This window comes from Nostoc sp., assembly GCF_036919895.1.
Lineage (GTDB): Bacteria > Cyanobacteriota > Cyanobacteriia > Cyanobacteriales > Nostocaceae > Nostoc.
The window spans coordinates 1-26282 of the sequence record NZ_JBALBW010000105.1 but is presented as its reverse complement, the minus strand read 5'-3'; the positions used below and the strand labels follow the sequence as shown (position 1 = coordinate 26282).

Below are 26282 nucleotides of genomic sequence, written 5' to 3'. Positions count from 1 at the left end.
AGTTTTTTAAACATCCCTTCAATACTACGGGAGACAGTTATGAGCATCGCATCTCAACCAGACCAAGTTATCATCTTCGACACCACGCTACGCGATGGCGAACAGTCACCAGGCGCAACCCTCAATGTAGAAGAGAAATTAGCGATCGCTCATCAACTAGCTCTTCTTGGTGTCGATGTGATTGAAGCCGGTTTTGCCGTTGCTAGTCCGGGAGATTTTCAAGCTGTTAAAAGCATTGCGGAACAAGTTGGGATACCCGGTGGGCCAATCATTTGTAGTTTAGCTAGAGCCATTCGCCAAGATATTCATGCCGCCGCCGAAGCTTTGAAAGGCGCGGCTCGTCCGAGAATCCACACGATGATTTCTACCTCTGATATTCACCTAAAATATCAGTTGAAAAAGTCTCGCAGCGAAGTATTAGCGATCGCATCAGAAATGATTGCTTATGCCAAATCCTTTGTAGACGATGTAGAATTTTCACCAATGGATGCTAGCCGCACTGAACCAGAGTTTCTTTATGAAGTTTTGTCAAGTGCGATCGCAGCAGGTGCAACGACAATTAATATTCCTGATACTGTTGGTTACTGCACACCCAAGGAAATCGGCACTCTGATTCAGGGAATTCGGGAAAATGTTCCTAATATCGATGGCGTGATTCTTTCCATCCACACTCAAAATGATTTGGGTTTGGCGACAGCTAACGCTTTAGCAGCAATTGAATATGGTGTACGTCAGGTGGAGTGTACTATTAATGGCATTGGGGAACGAGCCGGGAATGCTGCATTGGAAGAGATTGTGATGGCGTTGCAAGTTCGCAAACCATTTTTCAACCCTTATTTTGGTCGTTCAGTTGATGCTGATACACCCTTGACTAATATTAAGACTCAGGAAATTTACAAAACCTCATCCTTGGTTTCCCAATTAACCGGAATGCTGATTCAGCCCAATAAAGCGATCGTGGGAGCAAACGCTTTCGCCCATGAGTCTGGAATTCACCAAGATGGGATTATCAAACACCGTGAGACTTATGAAATTATGGAAGCTGCTGCGATCGGTTTGCCAGAAAATCGCATTGTTTTGGGCAAGCACTCAGGAAGAAATGCTTTCCGTACAAGGCTCAAGGAATTAGGTTTTGAATTGAACGAGGCGGATTTGAATAAAGCTTTCAATCGGTTCAAAGAAGTCGCTGATAAGAAAAAAGAAATCTCAGATTGGGACTTAGAAGCGATCGCTCGAGATGAAACGCAGATTCAAGTGGAAAGTGGCTTCCAAATCGAACACGTCCAGGTAATCTGCGGTGATTGCACTTGTCCAACTGCAACTATTACAATTGTTACCCCCGATGGCAAAATCCTCACGGATGCGAGTGTCGGCACTGGCCCAGTGGATGCGGTGTATCAGGCAATCAATCAATTGGTGCAGATTCCCAATCAACTAATTGAGTTTTCCGTCCAATCTGTGACTGGCGGAATTGATGCACTGGGAACTGTCACAGTTCGCTTGAAACATCAAGAGCGGATATTCTCTGGACAAGCATCTGATACTGATATTGTGGTAGCCGCAGCTTATGCTCATATCAACGCTCTGAATCGTCTTTATCGTTATTTGCAAACAGAAAGATCCCATTTTGATCAAATAAACTCTGCTGTTGTATCTAAGTAGATTCTGATGCGTTTTTGATACAGCCATGAATCGTTGATGTAGAGACGTAAAATTTTATGTCTCTACAAGAGTTTTGGTTGCACTATTAAGTTATGAAGGCTTTCTGAATAAGGATTTGAGGCATTTTTGGAAATAAAAAAAACATCGTTTAAATATTCCCGGCATTAAAAATCTGTTGTGCGGTGAAATTAAATTCTGGGAAAGTGGGTGAGAGAATGCGATCGCTCCCACGGAACTGGCTAATTTGGTATTCGCTTTCTACCAGTGAGTAGATCGATATTGTTGGTTGCTTAGTATTACCAATGAATGATTTACCGGCCAGAGCTAAGTAATCTACAATCCAATACTCCTGAATACCAATTTCTTCATACATACCGCGTTTAGTGTAATAGTCGGTGCGCCAATTAGTACTAACTACTTCAATAACTAAAGGAATTGATGCGCCTAGAGTGACCGTGGATTCCTTTTTCCAGAAAGGTTCATTTACCAGATTGGAGCGATTGATAATTAATATATCTGGTGAATAACCCGATTCATTTTCAGGTGGTTTGACTAGTGCAGTTTTTGGAATGAAGTAGGGAAGTTTAAGCCGGTCATATTCGACTGGAAGTTTTGTAGCTAAAAATCCTGTAATCTCTTCATGATCTCCAGTAGGTTGCGACATCTCGACCACTACTCCATCATGTAGTTCATAACGTTTACCTCTGTTGTCTGGGTATCTGGCAACAAATTCACTGAATGTAATTAGTTTTCTTTGTAGGGCTTGAGTCATATATTTCTCCCGTGAATTTTGAAATTAAGGTAAGGGAAACGCTTTTACACACTATTTTTTCTCATTAGGGTAGTTAAGCTTACCTTCTTTTTCAGCTTGTTCTACGTCACGGCGTAGCAAATAAGCTGCTAAATCGGCAAGGCTTGTGCCCTCAATATCTGCCCATCTTTGTAATTTTTCATGAGTTAAGTCTGGCAACGAAACGCTTACTCTTTTCGACACTGTAGATTTTTTGATAGTTTTGAATAGATCGTACCCTTCAACGAAACTTCGTGATGTTGCTAATATAGCGCTAAACAAGGCTTGAATAGCATCTAAACTGTTCCCTATCTCCACCAATGAATTTAATTGTGTCCGACTACTTAAAATTCTCTCTTGGCAAAAAAACTTGACATCAAAGTGCCTTAATAGTATATTTGTACTATTAAGGCACTTAAGTGTTGCATAAAACTTTAACACTCCCGATTACGCCAACAGGAGAGCAAAATTAATGAAGCTATCTAAGGTAGACTTGAGCAGTTTAGTAGCGATCGCTCACTCTGATGGATATTTGCAGTTGTTGCTCGATCGAGGTGACGAACTAGAGTTTTTGGAAATTCCGGCACCGATACAAGCTTATGAAGGATTGCAAGAACTGAACGAGGCCATTGCTGAAACGACTGCACTACCTTATGAAGAACCAATTGCTATGTTACCAGTTAGCTCATCAATGGCGATCGCTGTGGGCTACGATCGCAACGAACAAATTTTGCAAGTTGAGTTTCAAAGTGGATGTGTTTATCAATACTTAGGCGTAGACGAGGATACTTGGGAAGATTTACACGCCTCTGACTCAGTTGGCAGCTTTTTCAATCAAGAGATTAAAGGCAGATATGACTGCGATCGCCTAGATAATGCAGATTATAATATTGACTAATTAATAAATCTAACAAATTCTGGGGGTTTAAGTCCCCCACAACTAACAACGTCTTGTTTTGTGGCGGGGTTTAAATCCCAGTTGCATTACTTAATTACGAATTACGAATTATTTTAACGTGCCCATTGCTGCAAGATATAAGCATAAAAAGCGTCTTTATCAACCCGATCCATTGCATAAATTTTCCGACCACCAGGAACTACTTTAGTACGCCCCTGACTCACTCCAGTGGTGACAATTTCTGTTTCCCATTCGCGTAATTGATAGAATTCTGGGTGTCCTAGATAAGCCGTTGCCAACACATCCCAAAAATAATAATCTTGGGGGATAACTAGTGCATAACATTGTCCGGCTAAATCAGAGATGGGATAGTCGCGTTGTCGCCCCATTTTTTGCACTAACTCTGATGTGACTGGAACATTGTTAGTTAAATCCAAAGGACACATAATAATTTCAATTTTCGTTTTCCACACCCGCGCCGCCGAAACCGCGTCCCAATAAACATTCCATTCGGCGGAACCATCTTGTCCAGGTTCTAAACTTTTTTCCACATTGCCGGGGACATTCAAAGCACCTCCCATCCAAACAATTTTGTGAATCTTGGCTTCAATATCCGGTGCTTTGTCTAAAGCTGCTGCTACAGTGGTCAACGGCCCAGTTACCATCAATGTTACCGGGCTTGATGCGTTACGTAACACCTCGATCGTGAAATCTTGACCTGTTTTTTCAACCAGAGGCGTAGTTATGGTTTCGCTTTGATTGAGAATGGGAAGATGGTCAACAATAAACGAATCACGGCGATAGAGAGTAGGAAATGGATTGATACCCCGTACAGTACTTTCTGCAACCGAGATATGAGAAAATCCCATCAAATCTATAATTTTACGTGTGGCGCTAACAGCTGGTTGGACATAACAATCTGCTGGTGTGACAACAACACCGAGGAGTTCAATATTATCCATCGTCAACAGCAGCATAGTTGCTAGATAATCATCTACACCACCATCGTGATCCATTAATACAAGTTGTTTTGACATAAAAGGATAATTAATATGGATAAGTTTATGGAAACTGCAATTCAAGAAGCAAAACAAGGCAGACAAGAAGGTGGAATTCCCATTGGTTCGGTTCTCGTCAAGGATGGGAAAGTTCTCGGCAGAGGACACAATAAACGTGTGCAAGACGGCGATCCTGTGACTCACGCCGAAATCGATTGTCTTCGGAATGCTGGAAGAGTTGGCAGCTACAGAGGTACTATACTCTATTCAACCTTAATGCCGTGTTACCTGTGCGCTGGGGCAGTGGTACAATTTGGCATTAAAAAAGTCATCGTTGGAGAATCTAAAACTTTTCCTGGTGCTAAAGAATTTATGGTATCTCACGGTGTGGAAGTAATCGATCTTAATCTTGATGAATGCGAACAAATGATGAGTGAGTTTATTGAAACTAACCCGGAACTTTGGAATGAAGATATCGGTAATTAGTTAGGAATACATAATCCGATATTTGAGTCTCACATTCATAATTTTCTGTGAGTCTGCTTATTAAGTATTAGAGGAAAGGCATTTATAGCTTTTCCTAATCACATGAAGGTACGTCATAGCCCCCTCCTCGCTGGCGGGGAGGGGGGAGGGGGTGGGGTTCTTGTACCTCACTCAACTGAGAACCGCTATACCCTGTTCTTCTGCGATCTTTTTTAGATGGCGATCGCTACTGCAATAATTCTCTCATCAAAAAGACGCGATTAATCGCGTCTCTTAATCTCCAATCAACTCTACTGCATCTCGTCCATCGGAATTTTGTAAGTAAACTTTGACAATCTCTTCTTTAGCAGTAGGCAACTTTTTGCCAGTAAAATCTGGGTGGATTGGTAATTCTCGATGACCCCTGTCTACTAATACAGCTAAACGAATCACTTCTGGTCTACCGTAGTCGTTGACAGCGTTCAAAGCAGCGCGAATTGTCCGTCCTTTGAAAATCACATCATCCACGAGTACAACGGTTTTCCCTGTCAGATCAAAAGGAATTTCGCTTTTTGTTGGAGTCCGCAATCCAATTTTGTCAAGGTCATCTCGATAAAATGTAATGTCTAAAGCGCCAACTGACACAGCTACACCTTCCAACGTCTCAATCTGACGCGCCAACAATTCGGCGAGTAATGCACCCCTAGTATAAATACCGAGAAGCACCAATTGAGACAAATCACGCGTTCTTTCGACAATTTGAGAAGCAAGACGAGTCAAGGTGCGACGGATTTCTTCAGATGAGAGAATTTCAACTACTTTGGCAGACATAGCGAATGATAAGTGAGGAGTAAGGAGTTAGGAGAGACGCAATTAAGAATCGCGTCTGTACAAAAGGTGGGAGACGCGATTCTTAATTGCTAACTTTACATTTATCATTAATTGTTTGCGAGTATTAAGAATATTGCGATCGCTATGCCTAACCATAGCAAAAAACAATATCGAGTCAACTGTAAAGCATTTTGAATAGAAGTTGCAGTAATGGGATAAATAGCATCTCCTAGCAGTGGTTTGTACTTAGCTACCCCACGATACCAATTTGTACCACCCATCTGCACACCCAAAAAAGCCGCATAGACGCACTCACTCCAGCCAGAATTGGGACTAGGATCGTTAATTGCATCCCGACGACAAATTCGCCAAACATCTTTCGGTTTACCCGATAACAGCGCCAGAGTCACGACGGTTAACCGACAAGGTAGCCAAGTTAAACAATCTTCCAACCGCGCACAGAACCATCCCAAATAAGTATAGGGAGCTTCTCGGTAGCCCACCATCGAATCTAGGGTACTGCTAGCTTTGTATGCTAAAGCTAAGGGAGTTGACCCCACAATTGGCACAAAGACACCAAAAATTGCAAAAAAAAGTGGAGCCATCACTCCATCGGTGGCATTTTCTGCAACCGTTTCTAAAACGGCTCGTAAAACTTCTGCTTGTGAGAGGTTTTGGGTATCTCGACCAACGTAATTACTTAAAATCTTCCGAGCCTTCTCTAAATCTCCTGCTGTTAAAGGTTGTAAAACAGCCTCTGCTGCTGCTCGTAAACTTCTACCAGCAAAACAACTAGCCAAAAGAATGCCATCTATTGCAATTCCCAACAACGGATGAATCCGTCTGGCACTTTGAATAATCAAAAAACCAATAAGACCGCTACCAATTATTAGGATAATACTTAGTAAAATTCCAGCTAGACGTTGTGCAAGAGAACTTTTACACAATTGGAAAGAAAATTTGGTCAGGTGAGAAATTACCCACCCCATAACTTGCACTGGATGAGGCCAATCCCAAGGATCGCCAATTAAGTAATCTAAAAATGCAGCAATTATTAAGATATAGATACTATTGGTCATAAGTCACGAGTCAAGGGCTAATAGTGAAGGGTCAATATTTAGTTAGACTGTTGACTCTTGACTAAACCACAAAACTAGCTTCTTCTCCAAGAGAAGCTTGCCAACTGCGAGCATCATAATAAAGGTCTGCCAGAGTAATACTGTACAAAGCTTCTTTGAGCTTTTGGTTGAGTCTCTGCCAAAGGCTAAATGTTACCCAATCTTCAGCTTGTGTAGGTGCTGGGGTGTGATGAGGTAAATGGCTAGTCTCGCCAACTGCTTCTAAAATTTGTCCTATAGATATTTGTGCAGGTTCTCTTGCCAATTGGTATCCGCCAATGCTACCACGAGTTGATTTAACTATTGATGCACGACGCATTTCTATTAGTAATTTTTCGAGGTAAGGAGCTGGGATATCTTGACGTTTAGCGATCGCTCTCACAGATACAGGCCCATATTTTGGCTGTAAACTCAAATCTAGCAACGCCTTTACACTATAGTGTCCTCTGGTAGTTAGTTTCATTTTGGCAAGCTTTGTTGTTTATCCTTTGTCATTTGTCCTTTGTAAATAACCAATAACCAACGACCAATAACTAAGGATCAGTTTTACTTATCATTCTGTAACTCAGTTATCATCCTCAGCAAATAAATAACCTTTTGAGGGTTAGTTTAGAAAACTTAAAACTTCTATAGTCTAGCAGTGATTTACAAACTATATATATAGTTAATCAGCATTGCCAGCATTCTCTGAAATAGATTGTCAAGACAATATTGTTAATGGCATAACAATTGTGCATCTGAGTGTAATATACTTGGCAAGGTTGAGATAAAAACTAAAGGAGTATGTTCCTATTAGCTCAACCTCAGCTAAAATAAAATCGATTCCAACACTTCAAACATTCATTTTCGACCTAAGTTGATGCCTAAACTGAAAAAAATTGAACCCCTACTCGGTGAAGAACTGCTCAAAAAAGTCAAAGAGCTAGAGAGCGAGAGCAAAGAAGACAAAGCCAAGAAGTGCGGCTACTATACCATTACCAAAAACGGTATAGAGCGCGTCAATATGATGAAGTTCTTAAATGCCTTAATTGATGCTGAAGGCATTCAGTTGGACAGTACACCCAGCGCTAATGGGCGCGGTGGACGTAGTGCTAGCTATAGAATTAGTGTGCAATCGAATAATAACTTACTTATAGGTTCAGCTTATACAAAACAGATGAACCTGAAACCAGGAGATGAGTTTATCATCACTTTAGGCAAAAAGCACATTCGTCTGAGACAGGTAGACCCAGAAGATCGGGAAGGTGATGAAACCATAGAAGCCACAGCTTAAATACATGGTCATTAGTCAATTGTCCTTTGTCCTTTGTGAAAACTAATGACTAATGACTAATGACTAATGACTAATGACCAATGACTAATGACTAATGACTAATGACTAATGATTATATCTGTGGTAGGTAAGCCTGGTAAATAGTGACGAAGTGCCTTGCGTGTAACTGCTAAATTGCAGGTCAAGGCAATTTGCTCTTTTTCTAGTAAACCCAAAATGCGATCGGGTTTGTCTCGTGCTACTACTGGTAATTGATGCAAACCTCGAAGACTCATGCGGTCTAAAGCTTCAGATAATAGTTCATCCTGCCATGCATAGAGGATTTCAGTCGTACAAATGTCTATCAGGGTCTGACTGGATAAATTATCTGGAATTTCAGTTAGCGAATTTGGGTACGTTTGCCAAAAAGCAAGGGCACAGTTAATATCTTCCAGAGAAAGTATACCAACTAATTGCTCGGCTGCATCAATTACTAAAGCACTCCGGGTGCGATCGCGGATCATTTCCACAGCTGCATCTAAAACTCCAAGGGTTGCAGGTAACTTTTTTGGAGAAGGATGCATGGCATCTTCTACCAAAATTTGCTGCACAATTTCCGCTTTTTCATCTTTCAATTCCGAAAGACCAATCTGTTGTAGATTAGAGTTAGAGTTAAAAGTTGGTTTAATCCTTTCCACTAGCCAAACACTCAAACCCACAGCTGCCATTAACGGTAAAACAATGCGATAGTCGCGGGTTAATTCAAACAGCATTAAAATAGCCGTTAACGGCGCTCTGACACTAGCAGCTAACACTGCTGCCATTCCTACCATTGCATAAGCTGGAGGAGCTGCCATTTGATCGCAAATAGCGGGGAATATCACAGCCAAAATTTTGGCGTAAGCTGAACCAAAAGAAGCACCTAAAAACATGGCTGGTGCAAACAAACCGCCGATGAAACCACTACCCGCACTAATTGCAGTCATCAGTAGCTTCACCACCAACAGCACCACCAACAGGTAGAGTGGAAACTCCACATCCTGAAGCATTGCTTCTACAGTTTCATAACCCACGCCCAGAATTTGCGGGAAGTGCAAAGCAACTGTGCCAATTATCACACCGCCAATAATTGGATGAATCGGCTGAGGAATTCGTCCCAAAAAGGCAAAACCTGGAACCTTCCCAGCAAAGCAGGCTTTTGCTACCCGAATGGATTGAGTATAAGCCAGAGAAACTAGGCTGGCCCCTAAACCTAAGCCAAGGTAAAGGGGTAATTCCAAAGGACTACGGACTTGGTAAGCAGGTAAATCAAAAGCAGGTTGTGCCCCCAAACCAATTTGGGCAATTAATGCTGCTACCACCGCCGCTAGCAGCACCACACTCACAGCAGAAGTAGCGAAAGATGTTGCTCCCATCACCACCTCTAGAGCAAAAAATACTCCGGCGATCGGAGCATTAAATCCCGCCGCCAGTCCAGCCGCCGCGCCAGCACCCAACAATAAACGTTGTCGTTCTTGAGATACATTGAGGATCACAGAGAACAACATCCCAAAATTTGCGCCAATTTCTACACTCGGCCCCTCTGGGCCCAAAGAAGCACCGCTCCCCAAAGAAACAGATGCGGCCAGCATTTTTGTAACTGGTCGTAGTGGTCGCTTAATCTCTGTTCCCTGAGAGGCGGCGATGAGAGATGAAAGTCCAGGGCCAAAGTCTTGAGTGCGCCAGCGCATCAAGCCAACGATTAACCCGCCAAGGGTGGGAACGCAGGCTAAAGTCCAAGCACCCCAGGCACCGATTTGGCCCATTAAATTTTCCAGCATCAGCTGGTGAATCAACTGGATTAAATAGTGAAAGGTGACTACACCCATACCAGCACCACCGCCAATGAGCATGGCTAAAAACAGGACAACGGTTTCTGGCGATGGTTGAAAACGATTAATAAGTTGAGCTAAACGAGCGGAAGGTGTAGGAAAGGCAGGTTGTTCCGTTACCTTCCTCAGTTGAGTGGGAGGCAAGAGAGTCATTGAGAGGCGGGGTAAATGTAAGAAAAAATTTAAATTTTTATCTGTTACTTATCATTGTGAGCCATTATTTAGCAACCAGACAAGTAGACTTTATTTGCTTGATTTACAAAGTTTTAGCCAAAAATGTCATTGTGCAAAATTTTTGTGGGGAGAATGGTTAAATGCGAGACAATTATTATTTGAGGGTCAGCGATGCCTTAGTTTAGATATCGTTGCGGCTAGTGGGGAACACTATTCCTTCTAGAGACAACAAAGTTTTTGTGGGCTGGGTGAACGCACTCGCAAAAATTAACTAGGAGTCATCCTTGCCTAAATCTAGCTATACTCGTGTTGCGACCATTGAGCCACCCTTGGTAGTAATACAATGTATGTATGATTTATGGTTGGTGTCATACCATACTTGAAAATCTGCTAAGTATCGATCGGAATTCAATATAGCTATTGTTATAGAGCGAGTAAATGGACTAGGCGGACGAGGTAAATGAATATACACACCTTTGATAATCATTATGTTACTTGCCCAATTTGCCAAAGAAATGCTACACCCAAACCAGTTAAAACGCGCATGGGCTTATTTTGTTGCCCCTATTGTCAGGAACGGCTAGTAGTTTGTCAAAGCGGTCATTATGTCCGCGATCCATTTACTTGGAGACAATTGATGATTGCTTCGTCGCTACGTCGTCAAAGCCGACCTTTAGCTAGGATTCTCAGAGATTTTGTTTTGCTCAAACGCCCGATGGTAGCCTTAGCTGTGGGAAGTGCCATTTTCTTCAGTGCGATCGCTCTGACTCAAGAAAAGACAAGCTACGATCGCCACATCTCTCCTACAACAGAGAAAGTTAATCAACCAGAAAACAAATCTCAGTAAATGGATTAATTTGGTATAAATCAAATCTTACTTTGATTTTTGTAATATTATAACTAAATACTTTTATGAAACCGTGTCTTATTACCCCAAATAGGACACGGTTTTACATCATGTCCGCTTAAAAATCTGTCCTGGTACAACAGGTAATTAAAGTAGCGATAATTCCTTAATTTTTTCCGGGTTACAACAGATGATCTGGGTCTAGCCAAACAATGTAGAAAATCTGGTCAAGAAAGAATCCATGAACCCTGCCATGTTCATTAATTGCTTTATGTATAGTTCCCAAAAAATCAATATCTCAAACATTAAAAGACAAAATTTTATACATACCCTTCGAGGTTTTATCTTCTTGTGGATAAAACCACACTTTCTTTAGTAAGCGGTGTTCCTCCCACCAACTTCATAACACGATGATGATAGTGACTCCGACGCTCAATGCTCATGATGCTCTATGACTTGTTAACGCCAAGGGAGAAAATTCGGCTTCGCTGGGCGATCGCTGCGACCTATTGAAATAATCTTGCTGAAAAACGGGAAGACTATGGTTATTCCCTAATAGGGAAGTCTTCATGAAAGTTGTGAATAGAAAAATGCTCAAGAAATCTCTGCTTAATTTTTTAATTTTGCCTGTTTCTCTTGTTCCCTGGCTGTGCATCGGAATACTGGGTAATTCCCACGCGAATGCTTTACCAGGGCAAAGTACAGAGGAAGTAGGCACTTGGATTAAAGCACATCCGACACTGCGCCCCAGGAGTGGGGAGAAATTATTTGTGCAAAAGACTGATACTGCTGCTCAACGATTCACTTTTCAAGCGTCGGTATTGCCCCCTGGTAGGGTGGAATTTTCCAAAGACCGTGGCACAATTCGCAGTGAGCGCATTTCCATGTATGATGCCATTAACGGCATGTCATTTGCGCGTCTCCAGGAATCCTTGCGGGTGATTTATGGCTTGGAGATTTATCAAGACTACGATCGCGCCCAGGTAGTTTACCAGTATCCCAACCAAAAGGTAATTAACTCGGCACGTCTTGCCAAAACTCCCATCCGGGAAGCTTTAAAGGGAGAATTACGAGTAGGCGATCGCTATGTATATTGGGTGGAAATTGCCCAACCCAAGACTGGCAAAGCTTTTACCGGTCAAATGACAGTTTTGCTCAAAACTGACCTAGACAAGTTAGAAAATGAATTACAAGTTCGTTAATGGATATTGGGCATTGGGTATTAATTATTCTCCCTCACTCCCTCATTTTCCTTTGCCCCTTATCCCTTCTCGTTCAAAAATTACTGAAATCGTTTTCTATAGTTTCCCCAAGCTTATAGGAGCTAGGGTTTGCCATATACCTGAAAAGATACTTTCAGATGCTAAAGAAATTCGGAGCAAATCTTCCTTTAGTAGTGGCGGCCAATCTATGCCAGCTTTACGCCCTGCGGCAAATAGCTGTTGTGCCTTAATGCTTAACTGATAAAGGGCCAAAGCCAGTTCTCGGTCTAGGGTCTTGGCATCTTTAAGGGCTTCAAACACCACTTTCAATGCCAACAAAATTGAGGTGATCTGACCGGGTACCGGCGGTTTTCCCTGTGTCATACGCGTTAACAGCGCATCTGGGTTTTCCTCGGTTGTAATTGTCTGATCTATGAGGAGTTTCCGAGCTGTTTCGTAATTCATGTAGTCAGTTTAACGTACATTTTGCTTCAGCAGTAATACTTAATTAAAAAGTCATAAAATTGGCTTCTAGTTATTTATAGCAATCTCATTTGATTTGTGAAAAGATATGCTTGGGGAAAATAATGGGGAATTTGCGATGCTCTAGGTTAACCAGATACACTGACTTAGAATAATATCTTTGAAAAATCCGTCCCGCTTGGAATCAGAAGCAAAATGATATCACTGAATTTACTAGAAATTGAACGCTCCGTCCGTGCCTTGTCTGTGGAAGAACAACTTTGGCTGCTAGAAAGTATTGCTAGACAAATCCGAGAAAATGAGTATACAAAAGAACAATTGGCTGATACCAAAAATTCTGAAGAACAACTGCAAGTGATGGTTCGTGAGCCAAATATTTCAACAGAAACTGCTGTGGTAAATGATGAATTTGCGATTTCTGAAATCCTCTGATATGTAAAAGTAACAATGATGATTTTGACAGATTTAAAAAGTTAAATATACAGCTTTTATAGATTCTCTCGTTTCTCTCGTTCCCAGTCTCTGACTGGGAATGCCTGATGAGGGGGCTGCCGCTTATTGACTTGCAGCAGAGGTATCAACGTCAAAGCATTAATTGATTTATCGTCAAATTTTTGATTTCAACAAACTCCATAAATATAGTATTTTCTCATAACTAAAATTTAGGATTACTATAGTTGCTAATCAATAAATACCATAGATATTTTCTGCACTTAGTCTTGTAGGTTTACTTTTATTTCATTTGTCTTTACGATTAAACCCGATTATGGTAGAGGGTAGGTAAAATCCACTCGTCTGATGTTGCCAATAAATAGGGCAATAGGGGCAATCTCGGAAAAACAACTTACCAAGGGTGCTCATTACATTGTTTGAAGTTATGTAGCCTTTTGATTACGGCCTATCAACGACTGCGGTAAACTATGCGTTGATTATGATTCTTTCGCAGAGAAGAACACTCGAAAGGAGCGGTTTTTTCAATGTCTCATTCTGTCAAAATCTACGATACCTGCATTGGCTGCACCCAATGCGTCCGCGCTTGCCCTACTGATGTACTTGAGATGGTTCCTTGGGATGGCTGTAAAGCTGCTCAAATTGCCTCTTCACCCCGTACAGAAGACTGCGTTGGCTGTAAGCGCTGCGAAACCGCTTGTCCCACTGACTTTTTGAGCATCCGGGTTTACCTGGGCGCTGAAACAACTCGCAGTATGGGTCTGGCTTACTAAAAAGCTAGTGCCGAGTTCTGGGTGCTGAGTGCTGAGACAAAAAGAAGTAAATCAAAAAAACTAATTTCTTGATTCTTCACTCAGAACTCGGAACTCGGAACTTAAGACTTGGAAGTGTGTCAATAGCAAGCACCTTTAGCGTCGTAGAGTGGATACTACCCACTTTGCGAAATCTTAATTTTAGATTGGGGATAAGAATCTCTGGGTATCCAAATCCTAAAAGCCGTATTTGTACCGTCAGGTAAAAAGCTGACGGGTAATCCACTGTAAAAATCCATAACAATACCTAGTGGTTAGGGAGTAATATTACTCCCTTTTTTTATTTGCAAAACGTCAAGTTTGTGCTAAATACTATACTGGATTTAATCATCCTGAAAAAAAGCGGTGTGAAGAATGTGCGGAATCGTTGGATATATAGGCACTCAAGCGGCCACAGACATTTTATTGGCTGGGCTGGAAAAACTAGAGTACAGAGGCTACGATTCTGCTGGAATCGCCACTGTTTGGGAAGGTGAGGTTAATTGTGTGCGGGCAAAGGGTAAACTCCATAACTTGCGCTCTAAACTAGAACAAATAGAAACTCCCGCCCAGATTGGTATTGGTCACACTCGCTGGGCAACTCATGGTAAACCAGAAGAGTACAACGCCCATCCCCATTTGGATACGGCGAAGCGAGTGGCTGTGGTGCAAAATGGCATTATCGAAAATTACCGCGACTTACGCGAAGAACTTAAAGGAAAAGGACACCAGTTTGTTTCTGAAACTGATACTGAAGTAATTCCCCATCTTATAGCCGAATTTTTAAAGAATATTCCCCCCTCATCTTCCTCATCTCCCTTTTTAGAAGCAATTCGCCAAGCCGTTAACCACTTGCGCGGGGCATTTGCGATCGCAGTTATTTCTGCTGACTACCCCGATGAATTGATTGTTGTTCGCCAACAAGCGCCCTTGGTAATTGGTTTTGGACAAGGGGAATTCTTTTGTGCATCTGACACACCAGCGATCGTTGCCTACACCCGTGCAGTGCTACCTTTAGAAAATGGCGAAATTGCTCGCCTCACACCTTTGGGTGTTGAGATTTACAATTTTGCTGGCGACAGGTTGAAAAAACAACCCCGGCTGCTCAACTTCAATCCTGCAATGGTAGAAAAGCAGGGATTCAAACACTTCATGCTCAAAGAAATCCACGAGCAACCAGGAGTAGTCAGAGCTAGTTTAGACGCTTACTTTAATCCAGCCGAATCTACCAAATCGCCAATCAACCTTGGTTTACCTGCGGATTTCTACACTGATTTAGAACAAATTCATATTGTCGCCTGTGGTACGAGTTGGCACGCAGCATTAATCGGAAAATATTTACTTGAACAATTAGCCGGAATTTCAACTCAGGTACATTATGCTTCTGAGTATCGCTATGCACCATCACCCGTGACGGCTAACACGTTGATTATCGGTGTTACCCAATCAGGCGAAACTGCCGATACCCTAGCAGCTTTGACAATGGAAAAAGAACGTCGCCAAGGGAGAGAACCTAAATATCAAGCGCGACTACTGGGTATTACTAATCGCCCCGAAAGCAGCCTTGGTGATATGATACCGCATATAATCAGTACCTTAGCGGGAATTGAAATTGGGGTGGCGGCGACAAAAACTTTTACTGCTCAATTAATGGCATTTTATGCATTGGCATTAGATTTAGCGGCTCGTCGTCAGACAGTTTCAAAAGACACATTAGATAAAATTATTAACGGGTTACGGCAGATTCCCAAAGAAATTGAGACAACATTGGAAACTCAAGAACGTTTAACTGAACAGCTAGCCCATGAATTTGCTGAAACCAAAGATTTCATTTTTATAGGAAGAGGAATTAACTTTCCCATTGCTTTAGAAGGGGCGTTGAAATTAAAAGAAATCAGCTACATTCACGCCGAAGGGTATCCGGCTGGAGAGATGAAGCATGGCCCGATCGCACTTTTAGATGCGAAAGTACCAGTAGTTGCGATCGCAATTCCTGGTAGTGTTTACGAAAAAGTTATTTCTAATGCTCAAGAAGCCAAAGCCAGAGATTCTCGGTTAATTGGCGTGACTCCCGTCAACGATGGCGAAGCTGCGGAAATCTTTAACGATCTTCTTCCCGTTTCTCATGTAGAAGAGTTACTTTCTCCAATTCTCACAGTAGTTCCCCTGCAATTATTGGCTTATCACATTGCCGCCCGTCGCGGTTTGGATGTCGATCAACCAAGGAATTTGGCCAAGTCTGTAACGGTGGAATAGTCTATTAATAGAGGTAAGCTAATGTTGTAGAGGAATAATAAAGTCGTATAACAAATAAAAAAGTTATACAATACATAAAAAAGTTGTACAATTTATCCTGTAGGTGTGTATGTGAGCATCTGCATGAGTTTTTATGGCTAGAAGCAATCAAGATTGGACGCAAGCCAAGTTTGACAAAATTACAAACTAGATAAAGCTCAAAAGCAATTCCCGAAAAATCAAACCTTCAGAGGATTTGATGTCGCTGATGGGGTAGTCCGCCTCTGTGGAATGAACCTGTATTTACACGGTATAGCTGGTGATGAAAGTCCAGTATAAGCCAAAGATAGCTTGATGGCAGATCCAGGCGAGCGCCCAGCGACGGTTTTAGGTAACAGGAGGATGCGATCGCTAATTGTTAATTCAGGCGATCGTTCTAAAACTCCCAACATCCTGAAATCACGCCACTTCAACGCTAGAAACTACCTTGTCATCGTCATCATTGGGTACATATTCCAAAAGTTCCCCAGGCTAAGAATCCAATGCCTTTCTGGGGTTAATCGTGGCATTTCGTCAACCTTTAGCACAGCTATTCATCATTGCTGTTAACGGGTTGCTGGTGACAGATGTAGCTTAACCACTGGCATAAATTCTTTTTCCATCACCTGGAGACGTAAATTTAAGCACGTCTCTTTCTTGCTTAAATTTTTTTCAATAGATTGAGTTGTCTGAGGATTACTGTCTATTGCCCAATTTGTTCTTACCAAACTTTAAGCTCACGAATCGTGAATATAATACGATCGCTTCATCAAAGGCTTTGCTTGCTACGATTGAATTTGTATAACTCTAGTGGTAAAAGCTGATTGTGACTGTAAAACCAGACTGGTTGCGGGTAAAAGCACCTGGGCGTGAACGCATCGGTAACGTTAAAGACATTTTGCGGGATTTATCCCTCAATACAGTTTGTGAGGAAGCATCCTGTCCGAATATTGGCGAATGCTTCAATGCCGGTACTGCCACGTTTTTGATTATGGGCCCGGCTTGTACACGCGCTTGTCCCTACTGTGATATTGATTTTGAGAAAAAACCCAAACCACTAGACCCGACAGAACCTCCACGACTGGCCCAAGCTGTTCGCCGCATGAACCTTAATCATGTAGTCATCACTTCTGTAAACCGAGATGACTTGTTTGATGGTGGTGCATCTCAGTTTATGGCGTGTATTGATGCGGTTCGCTCTGTTTCACCTAACACCACAATTGAGGTACTAATTCCTGACTTGTGCGGTAATTGGAATGCTCTAGAGTCTATTATACAAGCTGCGCCAGAGGTATTAAACCACAATACCGAAACTGTCCCACGCTTGTACCGCCGGGTACGTCCCCAAGGAAACTACGATCGCACATTAGAATTATTACAGCGAACTCGCCAACTTTCTCCTAGCACATACACCAAATCTGGGATCATGGTTGGACTTGGTGAAACTGATGCCGAAATCCGCCAAGTTATGCAAGATTTGCGAACTGTTGATTGCGATATTTTGACAATTGGGCAATATCTCCAACCCAGTCAAAAACATTTACAAGTAAATGAATTTATCAATCCAGAACAATTTGCTGCTTGGAAAGCATTCGGCGAAGAAATCGGATTTTTACAAGTTGTTTCTTCACCATTGACAAGAAGCTCATATCATGCAGAGCAAGTCAGGGAATTAATGGAACGTTATCCACGCAGCCAATTTTAGATTTTAGATTGCTAAAAGGATGGGGTGATTGGGGAGAGACTTGATTAATGACTAATTCAAAATCTGTAGCAATTCTGGGTGCAGGTGCTTGGGGTGCATCTCTAGCAAATCTCGCCACAGCAAATGGTCATCAGGTGCGCGTGTGGTCGCGTCAAGGTTCGCAAACTCTCCAAGCAGTGTTAGAAGATGCTCAAATAATCCTGTCTGCGATCTCAATGATTGGTGTCAGAGATGTTGCTTCCCAAGTCCAGTCTTTCCCCCTTTCTCCAGAGGCAATTTTTGTGACAGCGACGAAAGGCTTAGATCCTCAAACCATCTGTATGCCGTCACAAATTTGGCAAACAGTATTTCCTGACCATGCAGTAGTTGTTTTGTCTGGGCCTAATTTATCTAAAGAAATTCAACTAGATTTACCAGCAGCAACAGTGGTAGCCAGTAATATCCCCACGGCTGCGGAAGCAGTGCAGTTAGTATTTTCTTCTCATCGCTTCCGGGTATATACCAATCCCGATCCCTTGGGGGTGGAACTGGGAGGAACACTGAAAAATGTGATTGCGATCGCAGCTGGTGTATGCGATGGTTTACATCTAGGAACCAATGCCAAAGCTGCTTTAGTCACTCGTGGACTCACAGAAATGGTTCGCATCGGTAACGACTGGGGTGCAAAGACGGAAACATTTTATGGATTATCGGGTCTAGGAGACTTGTTAGCAACCTGCAATAGTCCCTTAAGTCGCAACTATCAAGTCGGCTACCAGCTAGCTGGTGGTAAGACACTTCAAGAAACTCTTGCAAATTTACAAGGAACTGCTGAAGGAGTGAACACTTGCCGAGTTTTGATGCAACGAGCCAAGCAACAAAACATCCCTGTTCCAATTACTGAGCAAGTTTATCGGTTACTTCAGGGTGAAGTCACACCTCAACAAGCACTTGATGAACTGATGCTGCGAGATATAAAACCAGAGTACAACGACTAATAGTCCACCAAATTAATTTTCCAAGGTTTGTAGTGAGCGATAAATCGCTCAATTTCAAGCACTTTTCGCGCAGCGTTCCCGTAGGGTAGTGCTTACTACAAACTTTTACAAACCATTATTGAAATTGAGAGGTTAACACGAAAAGGGGACAAGCAGAGAGTATTTAATAACTTCCCCACCTTTTCTATCTCCGTGTAGATGGGATTTTTGCAGTCAACACTAATCACTTCTCCGATATCTATTAGTTCTACTTATACCTGAATAATCCTGAGAAAAAATTGCTAAATCGTCAGGATATTAGTTTTGTAGCCATGTAAATGTGACTATGCCAAATATAAAGATGACATTCACTAAAGGATGTTTATACTGTGTTACAAAAGTCACTATCAAAAACCGTCAAGGTTGAAATGTTAACTAAGTAGTTGAAATATTGAAAGCCTAGCTGCCAATTTGCATAGCTATTGGTTAAATCAAAAATTTAGCAGCCGATTAAGTTCAGTAATCCTGTATCGAATAAAACCATTGCAGTTAATTTCTAAAAAAATTGCAATGGAATCTTCAACTATGTTAGTTCATCGTTAATCACGGGAACAATAGCAACAGTTGAATAGCTGACCGTAATCTAAGCTGACCGAAATCTATTGTTACCTGGAGCCATTGAGACGATCTTATGCCAGCAACATCTTTTTATGCAGATGCCCCCTACAACACCAAAAAGTCCCGCCAGGCTTTGGACTCCGATCTCACGGTTGATGAAAGCGAGTTATCGGTAGATGATTTACATGAGCTAGAGATAGCTTCTGTTGACAATGCTAACTTTGCTGCTAGCAATAACCGCCGGAGTACAGACCTAGTACGTCTATATCTTCAAGAGATTGGTCGGGTTCGCTTGTTGGGGCGAGATGAAGAGGTTTCAGAAGCTCAAAAAGTCCAACGTTACTTGCGGATGCGGATAGTACTTGCTAACGCCGCAAAGCTTGGAGATGAGGTGATTACACCTTATCTGAGATTAGTTGAAGTTCAAGAACGTCTAACCTCAGAATTAGGACATCGCCCTTCTTTAGAAAGGTGGGCTGCTACTGCTGACATAATATTATCCGATCTCAGACCGACTTTGGCAGATGGCAAACGTCGCTGGGCAGAAATTGCCAAGTTGACTGTAGAAGAGTTGGAGCAAGTTCAGACCCAAGGACTGCAAGCAAAAGAACACATGATTAAGGCTAATCTTCGCCTAGTTGTGTCTGTTGCTAAGAAGTATCAAAATCGTGGTTTGGAATTGTTGGATTTAGTCCAAGAAGGCACACTAGGTTTGGAGCGGGCTGTCGAAAAATTTGACCCCACTAAGGGTTATCGCTTCAGTACTTATGCTTACTGGTGGATTCGTCAGGGAATTACAAGAGCGATCGCAACTTCTAGTCGCACCATTCGCCTCCCTGTCCATATTACCGAAAAGTTAAACAAAATCAAAAAGGCCCAACGCAAAATTGCTCAAGAAAAAGGTCGCACTCCGACTCTAGAGGATTTAGCAACTGAGTTAGAGATGACACCGACCCAAGTCAGAGAAGTTTTGTTACGGGTTCCTCGCTCCGTTTCTTTGGAAACCAAAGTCGGCAAGGATAAAGACACTGAGTTAGGCGAATTACTCGAAACTGACTGTGTAACCCCAGAAGAAATGTTAATGCGAGAATCTTTACAAAGAGACTTGCATCATCTTCTATCAGATTTGACTAGCCGAGAACGCGATGTAATTCTGATGCGGTTTGGTTTGGCTGATGGTCATCCTTACTCTTTAGCAGAAATTGGTCGCGCTCTCGACTTATCGCGCGAACGAGTCCGACAAATTGAATCCAAGGCTTTGCAAAAGCTACGTCAACCCAAGCGTCGCAATCTCATCCGCGACTATTTGGAGTCTCTAAGTTAGTCAATGTTTAAGAGTCATTTGTCATTAGTCATTTGTCATTAGAAAACTACACTTGACAAATGACTAGGGACAAAAGACTGAGTTTATCCCAGGTTAAAAGCCTTTTAGAGGCTTGTAGCAAATTATTTGCATTTAATTGCATGAGAGTTTCCCCAAAGCTTTGCTCAGATATCTTGAAGGTGGGAAGCAACTAAACAATTCAAAATTAACTCGCGCAAAATTTAAAGTCAAGGGATGCAATCGTTACAAGTATCCTAACTATTCGCTGTATGCAAATTAAATACACTACAGCTTATTACTTGAATTTTGATCGAGATTTGATGAATTGTTTTTAAATATTTAGTAAGAATTCTCAATAGGCAATGATTGTTGCAAATTGCTCCCAAGATTTGTTATATTCTCAATTAACGAGCTTTGTTGAGAAATATTAGTATGACTGTCTACACAACTACTTCACTCAAGGCAGAACTGAACGAACGAGGCTGGCGATTAACTCCCCAGCGCGAAACGATTTTACACATTTTTCAAGAACTTCCGCAAGGTGAGCATCTGAGTGCGGAGGATCTTTATCATCGGTTAGAAACTGATGGTGAAGGGAAAGGGATCAGTTTGTCAACTATTTATCGGACTTTGAAGTTGATGGCCAGGATGGGACTTTTACGGGAATTAGAATTGGGCGAGGGACATAAGCATTATGAGATCAACCAGCCCTATCCCCATCATCACCATCACTTAATTTGTGTTAGATGCAACTCAACTATTGAGTTTAAAAATGACTCAATTTTAAAAATTGGGTCGAAAACTGCTCAAAAAGAAGGTTTCCACCTGCTTGATTGTCAAATGACCATCCATGCAGTATGTCCCAAGTGCCAACGGGCGCTGATGCCGCTTTAGCACTTGGGTAGATAAAAGACGAAACTACTCAAATTAACCAAATAAGTGGAATTTTGAGCAGTGCGTAATTTGCTGTTACTAGAGGCTAGCAACGAGTTGGGGACTGATACTAACAACACCAAAGCGGATGCTAAAAGCGTCCGCTCTTAAGATCCTTGAGGCTGATTCCGTAGAATTCTTGAGCTTGTTTAATCGCCTTTTTGGTGTCATCTGCCATCACACCGTTCAGCTTGCCTTTATAAAAACCCCGCTCCCGTAGTCGGGTTTGAATTTCTAAGGTATTAAATTCGCTTTTGCTAGCAGTATTAACTGAGCTGTATAACTTAGCTCGCGTAGTTGGGCCAGCAACACCACTTGCGGTTAAGAAATTAGCTGACTGAAATCTCTTTACAGCATCGGCAGTATAGGGGCCGTAGTAGCCATTTGGCTCTCCCTCTAAATATCCTGCCTGGATCAATTGTTCTTGAACAATTCTAACTGGCTCACCGCGATCGCCTACACGAAGTTTGTCTCGATTGACTACCTTTTTGGGAGCCTCTTCTCCATCACCGATGCCAACTCCCGGCAATTTACCTAATGTTGCTGGGCCTGCAATTCCATCAACGCTTAATTTGTAAGAATCTTGGAAGCGCTTGACAGATTCTTCAGTAATCGGGCCAAATATGCCTGTGGCGTTTCCGTAATAAAAGCCTGCGACTCTTAACCGTTCTTGCAAAGCTCTGACATTTTCACCTTCATCCCCCTTAGCCAGGTAGTTGGGATTGCGGCGTTTGCTGGTGACTGAACTAGTAGTGCTGGGCTTTTTGGCTTGTGCGCTTACAGCAGTGGTTTCTTTAGCTTGTGTAGCCACAGTTGTGGACTTTTTGGCTTGCCAACTTTCTAATTTTTGCAGGGTGCTTGCTCCCACAATGCCGTCTACTGGTAAACCAGCGGACTTTTGGAAGCGCCGCACAGCTTCTTGTGTGGATACGTCATATACTTGGGTAACAGAAGCTTGGTAAAAACCTGCTGTTCTCAACTTTTGTTGTAGATTTCTGACAGAAGGGCCTTGATCGCCTTTTTCTAGTGCCATGACGCTGCTGACAGCGCCAAGAATAGATAAAGAGAGAGCAAGGGGCATCATATACTTCCAAGCCCTACCAGAAAGCCGTTTCCAGTCTGGTGCAGCTGCTTTGTTAAACAAAGAACTGAGGGATACCAATTCACTGGGTGTGCTGTCTTCGTAGGCGAAAGCTAGGTGCAAATACGCAAGATTTTCCATATTTGTTTCCTACACCATTGATTTTTCTTCGATAACTGCTTCAGCTTGATGTACTAGGTTCCTCAAAGCTTCTAATGTTTCTATATTTACATCCTCCCACAAATTGCGCTTATGTGCTTCTAATAATTTTTCGGCAATATCACGCAGTGCATAAGGGTTTTTTTGCTGAATAAATTCAGCAACAGCTGGATCGAGCAAGTAAGCTTCTACTATGCCTTGATACATATAATCTTCGACACATTTAGCTGTTGCATCGTAGGCGAATAAAAAATCTACCGTCGCTGCCATTTCAAAAGCACCTTTGTATCCGTGGCGCATGACTCCTGCAATCCACTTGGGATTAACTACGCGAGAACGATACACTCGTGCAATTTCTTCTTTAAGTTGGCGAACGCGTGGTTTAGCGGGTATAGAATTATCTCCAAAATAAGTTTGGGGATTTTTTCCCTGTAGAGAACGCACCGCCGCTGTTAAGCCACCCTGAAATTGGTAATAATCATCAGAATCGAGTAGATCGTGTTCGCGGTTATCTTGATTGTGCAGGACAACTTGCATTTGAGATAAACGTTGTTTAAAGGCTTCGGTATTGGGGATTGGGGATTGGGGACTGGGGATTGGGGATTGGGGATTGGGGATTTTATCCTCCCCTGCTCCCCCTGCTCCACTTCCTGATGAGTAGGCGTAAGAACTCCAGTTAATGTAGGCGCGGGCTAAATCTTCGTCATCTGTCCAGTTTTGCGATTCGATTAAACCTTGGAGTCCGGCGCCGTAAGCACCTGGACGAGAACCAAAAATGCGATAGCGCGATCGCACCACGGCTTCTTCTACAGTTAATCCTTGGCTTGTCCACAATTCAGTCTCTTGGCGAACTGCATCCGCTAGAGGATTTTGTTCTGGCGGTTCATCTAAATCTGCTACTGCTGATACCGCTTGATCGAATAAGTCAATTAAGTTGGGAAAAGCATCTCGGAAGAATCCCGAAATTCGCAAGGTAACATCTACACGAGGCCGTCCCAAAATCGCTAAGGGCAAAATTTCAAAATCTACTACTCGCCGCGCTGCACCATCCCATACAGGTTGAACTCCGAGTAAAGCCAAGGCTTCGGCTATATCATCACCGCCGGTTCTCATGGTGGCTGTTCCCCACAATGATAAACCTAGTGTTTTGGGATATTCACCATGTTCTTGAGTGTAATATTCTACGAGAGTTTCAGCGGCTTTTCTGCCGATATCCCAAGCTGTCTCTGTGGGAATGGCGCGAATATCGACAGAATAAAAGTTTCTCCCTGTTGGTAGAACTTCTGGGCGGCCGCGTGTGGGTGCGCCAGATGGAGCGCTGGGGACATATCCGCCATCGAGTCCGTGTAATAAATGGGTGATTTCTTCGTGGGTTTTTTGTAAGGCAGGAAGGAGGCGATCGCGTATCCATGTAGAGACGCGATGAATCGCGTCTCTACAAGATTCCTGATTCCTGAATTCAGAATTCTGATTTATGAGTTGTTCTACTAAAAGGGCGGCGTGTTCTTCTAAGACTTCGACGATATCGCCGAGGGTACGGCATTGTGTGCCATTGACTATTGAGTATTCACCGCTAGTCATTGACAAATCTGCTGTGAGGGGATCGAAATCTAAACCCCAATCTTGAGCGATCGCACGGGTAATACCTGGAGAATGGCGATTGGGGATGCGAGCGATCGCTACTATTAAATCTCGCAGCTGTCTTCCTTGGGGACATTGCCCAAAAATGTGCAAGCCATCGCGGATTTGGGCTTCTTTCAATTCACAAAGATAACCACCGATGGAATTCAAAACTAGAGATTCAGACTTAAAAATTTCTGTTTCATTTTGGATTCCTAAATCTAGATGAAGATTTTCTTTGATTACCAGTTCGTGGATGCGATCGCGAATCACTGGCAAACGTGAAGGATCTAAACTGTCGGCTTCATAATACTCATCAATTAAATTTTCTAACTGTTGCAAAGAACCATAGAGTTCCGCGCGAGTCATTGGCGGCGTGAGGTGATCTATAATCACCGCTTGAGCGCGACGTTTGGCTTGGGAACCTTCACCAGGATCGTTGACAATGAACGGGTACAGGTGGGGAAGTGCGCCGAAAGCTACTTCTGGATAACAATTACTCGATAAAGCCACACTTTTACCCGGTAGCCATTCTAAATTTCCGTGTTTCCCTACATGAACTACAGCATCAGCACCAAAACATTCTCTCACCCAGTAGTAGAAAGCTAAATAATCATGGGTTGGTTCTAAATCCGGCGCATGATAATTCAAACTGGGGTCATTATCATAACCTCTTGCTGGCTGAATTCCCACGAAGATGTTGCCGAGTTGAATTCCGGGAACGGGGATTGGGTATTGAGTATTCCTGTTGTCTCCCCCGTTTTTCTTTTCCCCAGTCCCTAGTCCCCAGTCCCCAGTCCCCAGTCCCCACCTTTCACTAATACCTTGCTGAACTGCTGGCGGTAATGAAGCGAAATATTCTTGATATTCTTCCCAAGAAACACTTTGCAGTACCGGAAGCCATTCTCTACCTTCCGAATCGTTGGTTACACCATCTGTCAGCCTTTGAATCAACTCGTCTCCTTGAGCAGGTGGATTTTCTACTTCATACCCAGCCTGATGTAAAGCTTGCAGGATTTCGACACAACTAGCTGGGGTGTCGAGTCCCACACCATTGGCGAGGCGGCCATTGCGGTTGGGATAGTTTGCCAGAATCAGGGCTATTCGCCGTTCTTGGGGTGGTTTAGAACGTAGACGCGCCCAATTTGCTGCTAGTTTAGCAACGAACTCGATGCGATCGCTGACTGGTTCATAAATTACCACATCTGTTTCTAAATGGGGATTACGAGTTTGCAATGCTTTAAAAGACACAGCACGAGTAATAATTCGCCCATCTACTTCTGGTAGCGCCACATTCATCCCAATATCGCGGGGAGAAAGCCCTTGAAATTGTGACTCCCACTGCTCAATCGATCCGCCACTGAGGATTACCTGCAACACAGGTACATCTAATTTTTCCCATAGTTCAACTTGGGGTGTTTCGCTTTCCAATCGTGCTAGAGAAAAACTGGTGGTATTTAGCAGCACAGCGATTGAATCCGCTTCTTTGGGTTGAAAAAATTCACTCAACTCAACTTGCACATCTGGTTCACGCAATGAAGAAACAAATACTGGCACTGGTTGTAAATTTTTCTGCACCAAAGCTTCGCATAAAGCATCAATTACTTTGGTGTTTCCCGCTAAATAATGAGCGCGGTAAAAAAGGATGCCGATTTTGGGGATTGGGGATTGGGGACTGGGGACTGGGGATTGGGGATTGGGGACTGGGAATTGGGGATTGGGGACTGGGGATTGAGAGATTTGAGATTCCGAGGTGGATGAACGGAGTTCGAACTCTCCA

General features: G+C 42.7%; 25 protein-coding genes. 13 read left to right on the top strand and 12 right to left on the bottom strand.

Translation table 11 applies throughout. The annotated features are described in order from the left end of the window. Positions 1 to 39: 39 nt before the first annotated feature. Positions 40 to 1662: a 2-isopropylmalate synthase gene (locus V7K55_RS21085; RefSeq protein WP_442949105.1), complete on the top strand. Its 1623-nt coding sequence runs from the start codon at positions 40 to 42 to the stop codon at positions 1660 to 1662. A gap of 148 nt (positions 1663 to 1810) precedes the next feature. Here the strand turns inward: V7K55_RS21085 and V7K55_RS21080 are convergent, their stop codons facing one another. Further along, positions 1811 to 2434, bottom strand: a complete 624-nt coding sequence (locus tag V7K55_RS21080) for a Uma2 family endonuclease (RefSeq protein WP_334834584.1) — start codon at positions 2432 to 2434, stop codon at positions 1811 to 1813. 51 nt (positions 2435 to 2485) lie between these two features. Next, the gene (locus tag V7K55_RS21075) at positions 2486 to 2656 is read right to left on the bottom strand and encodes a ribbon-helix-helix domain-containing protein (RefSeq protein WP_094327509.1); all 171 of its coding nucleotides are present in this window, start codon (positions 2654 to 2656) and stop codon (positions 2486 to 2488) included. A gap of 268 nt (positions 2657 to 2924) precedes the next feature. Here V7K55_RS21075 and V7K55_RS21070 point away from each other — a divergent pair, with 268 nt between their 5' ends. Continuing rightward, positions 2925 to 3350, top strand: coding sequence for a KTSC domain-containing protein (locus V7K55_RS21070; protein ID WP_334834582.1), 426 nt, complete (start codon positions 2925 to 2927; stop codon positions 3348 to 3350). Positions 3351 to 3463: 113 nt separating this feature from the next. Here the strand turns inward: V7K55_RS21070 and V7K55_RS21065 are convergent, their stop codons facing one another. Continuing rightward, positions 3464 to 4387 carry a nucleoside hydrolase gene (locus V7K55_RS21065; protein ID WP_334834581.1) on the bottom strand — a complete coding sequence of 308 codons (924 nt, stop codon included), beginning with the start codon at positions 4385 to 4387 and terminating at the stop codon, positions 3464 to 3466. 15 nt (positions 4388 to 4402) lie between these two features. On the opposite strand from V7K55_RS21065, the gene V7K55_RS21060 reads away from it, so the two are divergent. Then, positions 4403 to 4834 (top strand): nucleoside deaminase, encoded by a 432-nt coding sequence (locus V7K55_RS21060; protein WP_334834580.1) that lies wholly within the window; start codon positions 4403 to 4405, stop codon positions 4832 to 4834. 273 nt (positions 4835 to 5107) lie between these two features. Here V7K55_RS21060 and pyrR read toward each other — a convergent pair whose 3' ends face one another. From pyrR to V7K55_RS21045, 3 genes are all read right to left on the bottom strand, one after another. Continuing rightward, positions 5108 to 5644, bottom strand: coding sequence for a bifunctional pyr operon transcriptional regulator/uracil phosphoribosyltransferase PyrR (gene pyrR, locus V7K55_RS21055; protein ID WP_334834579.1), 537 nt, complete (start codon positions 5642 to 5644; stop codon positions 5108 to 5110). Positions 5645 to 5751: 107 nt separating this feature from the next. After that, positions 5752 to 6723, bottom strand: coding sequence for an adenosylcobinamide-phosphate synthase CbiB (cbiB, locus tag V7K55_RS21050; protein ID WP_334834578.1), 972 nt, complete (start codon positions 6721 to 6723; stop codon positions 5752 to 5754). Between the two features lie 61 nt (positions 6724 to 6784). After that, entirely contained in the window at positions 6785 to 7225 is a 441-nt protein-coding gene (locus tag V7K55_RS21045; protein WP_094327503.1) for an Rrf2 family transcriptional regulator, read from the bottom strand. A 396-nt stretch (positions 7226 to 7621) separates the two neighbouring features. On the opposite strand from V7K55_RS21045, the gene V7K55_RS21040 reads away from it, so the two are divergent. Continuing rightward, positions 7622 to 8035: an AbrB family transcriptional regulator gene (locus tag V7K55_RS21040; RefSeq protein WP_334834577.1), complete on the top strand. Its 414-nt coding sequence runs from the start codon at positions 7622 to 7624 to the stop codon at positions 8033 to 8035. A gap of 98 nt (positions 8036 to 8133) precedes the next feature. Here V7K55_RS21040 and V7K55_RS21035 read toward each other — a convergent pair whose 3' ends face one another. Next, positions 8134 to 10038 (bottom strand): chloride channel protein, encoded by a 1905-nt coding sequence (locus tag V7K55_RS21035; protein ID WP_334834576.1) that lies wholly within the window; start codon positions 10036 to 10038, stop codon positions 8134 to 8136. 481 nt (positions 10039 to 10519) lie between these two features. On the opposite strand from V7K55_RS21035, the gene V7K55_RS21030 reads away from it, so the two are divergent. Next, a complete protein-coding gene (locus V7K55_RS21030; protein WP_334834575.1) occupies positions 10520 to 10906 on the top strand; it encodes a hypothetical protein in 387 nt (128 codons plus the stop codon). A 439-nt stretch (positions 10907 to 11345) separates the two neighbouring features. Here the strand turns inward: V7K55_RS21030 and V7K55_RS21025 are convergent, their stop codons facing one another. After that, complete coding sequence (locus V7K55_RS21025; protein WP_334834573.1) at positions 11346 to 11477, bottom strand: hypothetical protein; 132 nt, start codon at positions 11475 to 11477, stop codon at positions 11346 to 11348. A 19-nt stretch (positions 11478 to 11496) separates the two neighbouring features. On the opposite strand from V7K55_RS21025, the gene V7K55_RS21020 reads away from it, so the two are divergent. Next, complete coding sequence (locus V7K55_RS21020) at positions 11497 to 12108, top strand: hypothetical protein (RefSeq protein ID WP_334834608.1); 612 nt, start codon at positions 11497 to 11499, stop codon at positions 12106 to 12108. Between the two features lie 96 nt (positions 12109 to 12204). On the opposite strand, the gene V7K55_RS21015 is transcribed toward V7K55_RS21020, so the two are convergent. Beyond that, positions 12205 to 12573 carry a Dethiobiotin synthetase gene (locus tag V7K55_RS21015; protein ID WP_334834572.1) on the bottom strand — a complete coding sequence of 123 codons (369 nt, stop codon included), beginning with the start codon at positions 12571 to 12573 and terminating at the stop codon, positions 12205 to 12207. 213 nt (positions 12574 to 12786) lie between these two features. On the opposite strand from V7K55_RS21015, the gene V7K55_RS21010 reads away from it, so the two are divergent. The 3 genes from V7K55_RS21010 (at position 12787) to glmS (ending at position 16088) form a co-directional block, all read left to right on the top strand. Then, the gene (locus V7K55_RS21010; protein WP_334834570.1) at positions 12787 to 13023 is read left to right on the top strand and encodes a hypothetical protein; all 237 of its coding nucleotides are present in this window, start codon (positions 12787 to 12789) and stop codon (positions 13021 to 13023) included. Between the two features lie 545 nt (positions 13024 to 13568). Beyond that, positions 13569 to 13814 (top strand): photosystem I iron-sulfur center protein PsaC, encoded by a 246-nt coding sequence (gene psaC, locus V7K55_RS21005; protein WP_015175986.1) that lies wholly within the window; start codon positions 13569 to 13571, stop codon positions 13812 to 13814. Between the two features lie 393 nt (positions 13815 to 14207). Then, positions 14208 to 16088, top strand: a complete 1881-nt coding sequence (gene glmS / locus V7K55_RS21000; protein WP_334834569.1) for a glutamine--fructose-6-phosphate transaminase (isomerizing) — start codon at positions 14208 to 14210, stop codon at positions 16086 to 16088. Positions 16089 to 16306: 218 nt separating this feature from the next. Here the strand turns inward: glmS and V7K55_RS20995 are convergent, their stop codons facing one another. Further along, positions 16307 to 16540, bottom strand: coding sequence for a hypothetical protein (locus V7K55_RS20995; protein WP_334834568.1), 234 nt, complete (start codon positions 16538 to 16540; stop codon positions 16307 to 16309). 392 nt (positions 16541 to 16932) lie between these two features. On the opposite strand from V7K55_RS20995, the gene lipA reads away from it, so the two are divergent. The 4 genes from lipA (at position 16933) to V7K55_RS20975 (ending at position 21603) form a co-directional block, all read left to right on the top strand. After that, a complete protein-coding gene (gene lipA, locus V7K55_RS20990) occupies positions 16933 to 17811 on the top strand; it encodes a lipoyl synthase (protein WP_334834567.1) in 879 nt (292 codons plus the stop codon). Positions 17812 to 17858: 47 nt separating this feature from the next. Further along, complete coding sequence (locus V7K55_RS20985; RefSeq protein ID WP_334834566.1) at positions 17859 to 18788, top strand: NAD(P)H-dependent glycerol-3-phosphate dehydrogenase; 930 nt, start codon at positions 17859 to 17861, stop codon at positions 18786 to 18788. A gap of 670 nt (positions 18789 to 19458) precedes the next feature. Next, entirely contained in the window at positions 19459 to 20709 is a 1251-nt protein-coding gene (gene sigC / locus V7K55_RS20980; protein ID WP_334834565.1) for an RNA polymerase sigma factor SigC, read from the top strand. 432 nt (positions 20710 to 21141) lie between these two features. Then, positions 21142 to 21603, top strand: a complete 462-nt coding sequence (locus tag V7K55_RS20975; protein WP_094333151.1) for a Fur family transcriptional regulator — start codon at positions 21142 to 21144, stop codon at positions 21601 to 21603. Positions 21604 to 21733: 130 nt separating this feature from the next. Here V7K55_RS20975 and V7K55_RS20970 read toward each other — a convergent pair whose 3' ends face one another. After that, positions 21734 to 22864: a peptidoglycan-binding domain-containing protein gene (locus V7K55_RS20970; RefSeq protein WP_334834564.1), complete on the bottom strand. Its 1131-nt coding sequence runs from the start codon at positions 22862 to 22864 to the stop codon at positions 21734 to 21736. A 9-nt stretch (positions 22865 to 22873) separates the two neighbouring features. Further along, a partial coding sequence (cobN, locus tag V7K55_RS20965) for a cobaltochelatase subunit CobN (RefSeq protein WP_334834563.1) occupies positions 22874 to 26282 on the bottom strand: 3409 nt, incomplete at its 5' end.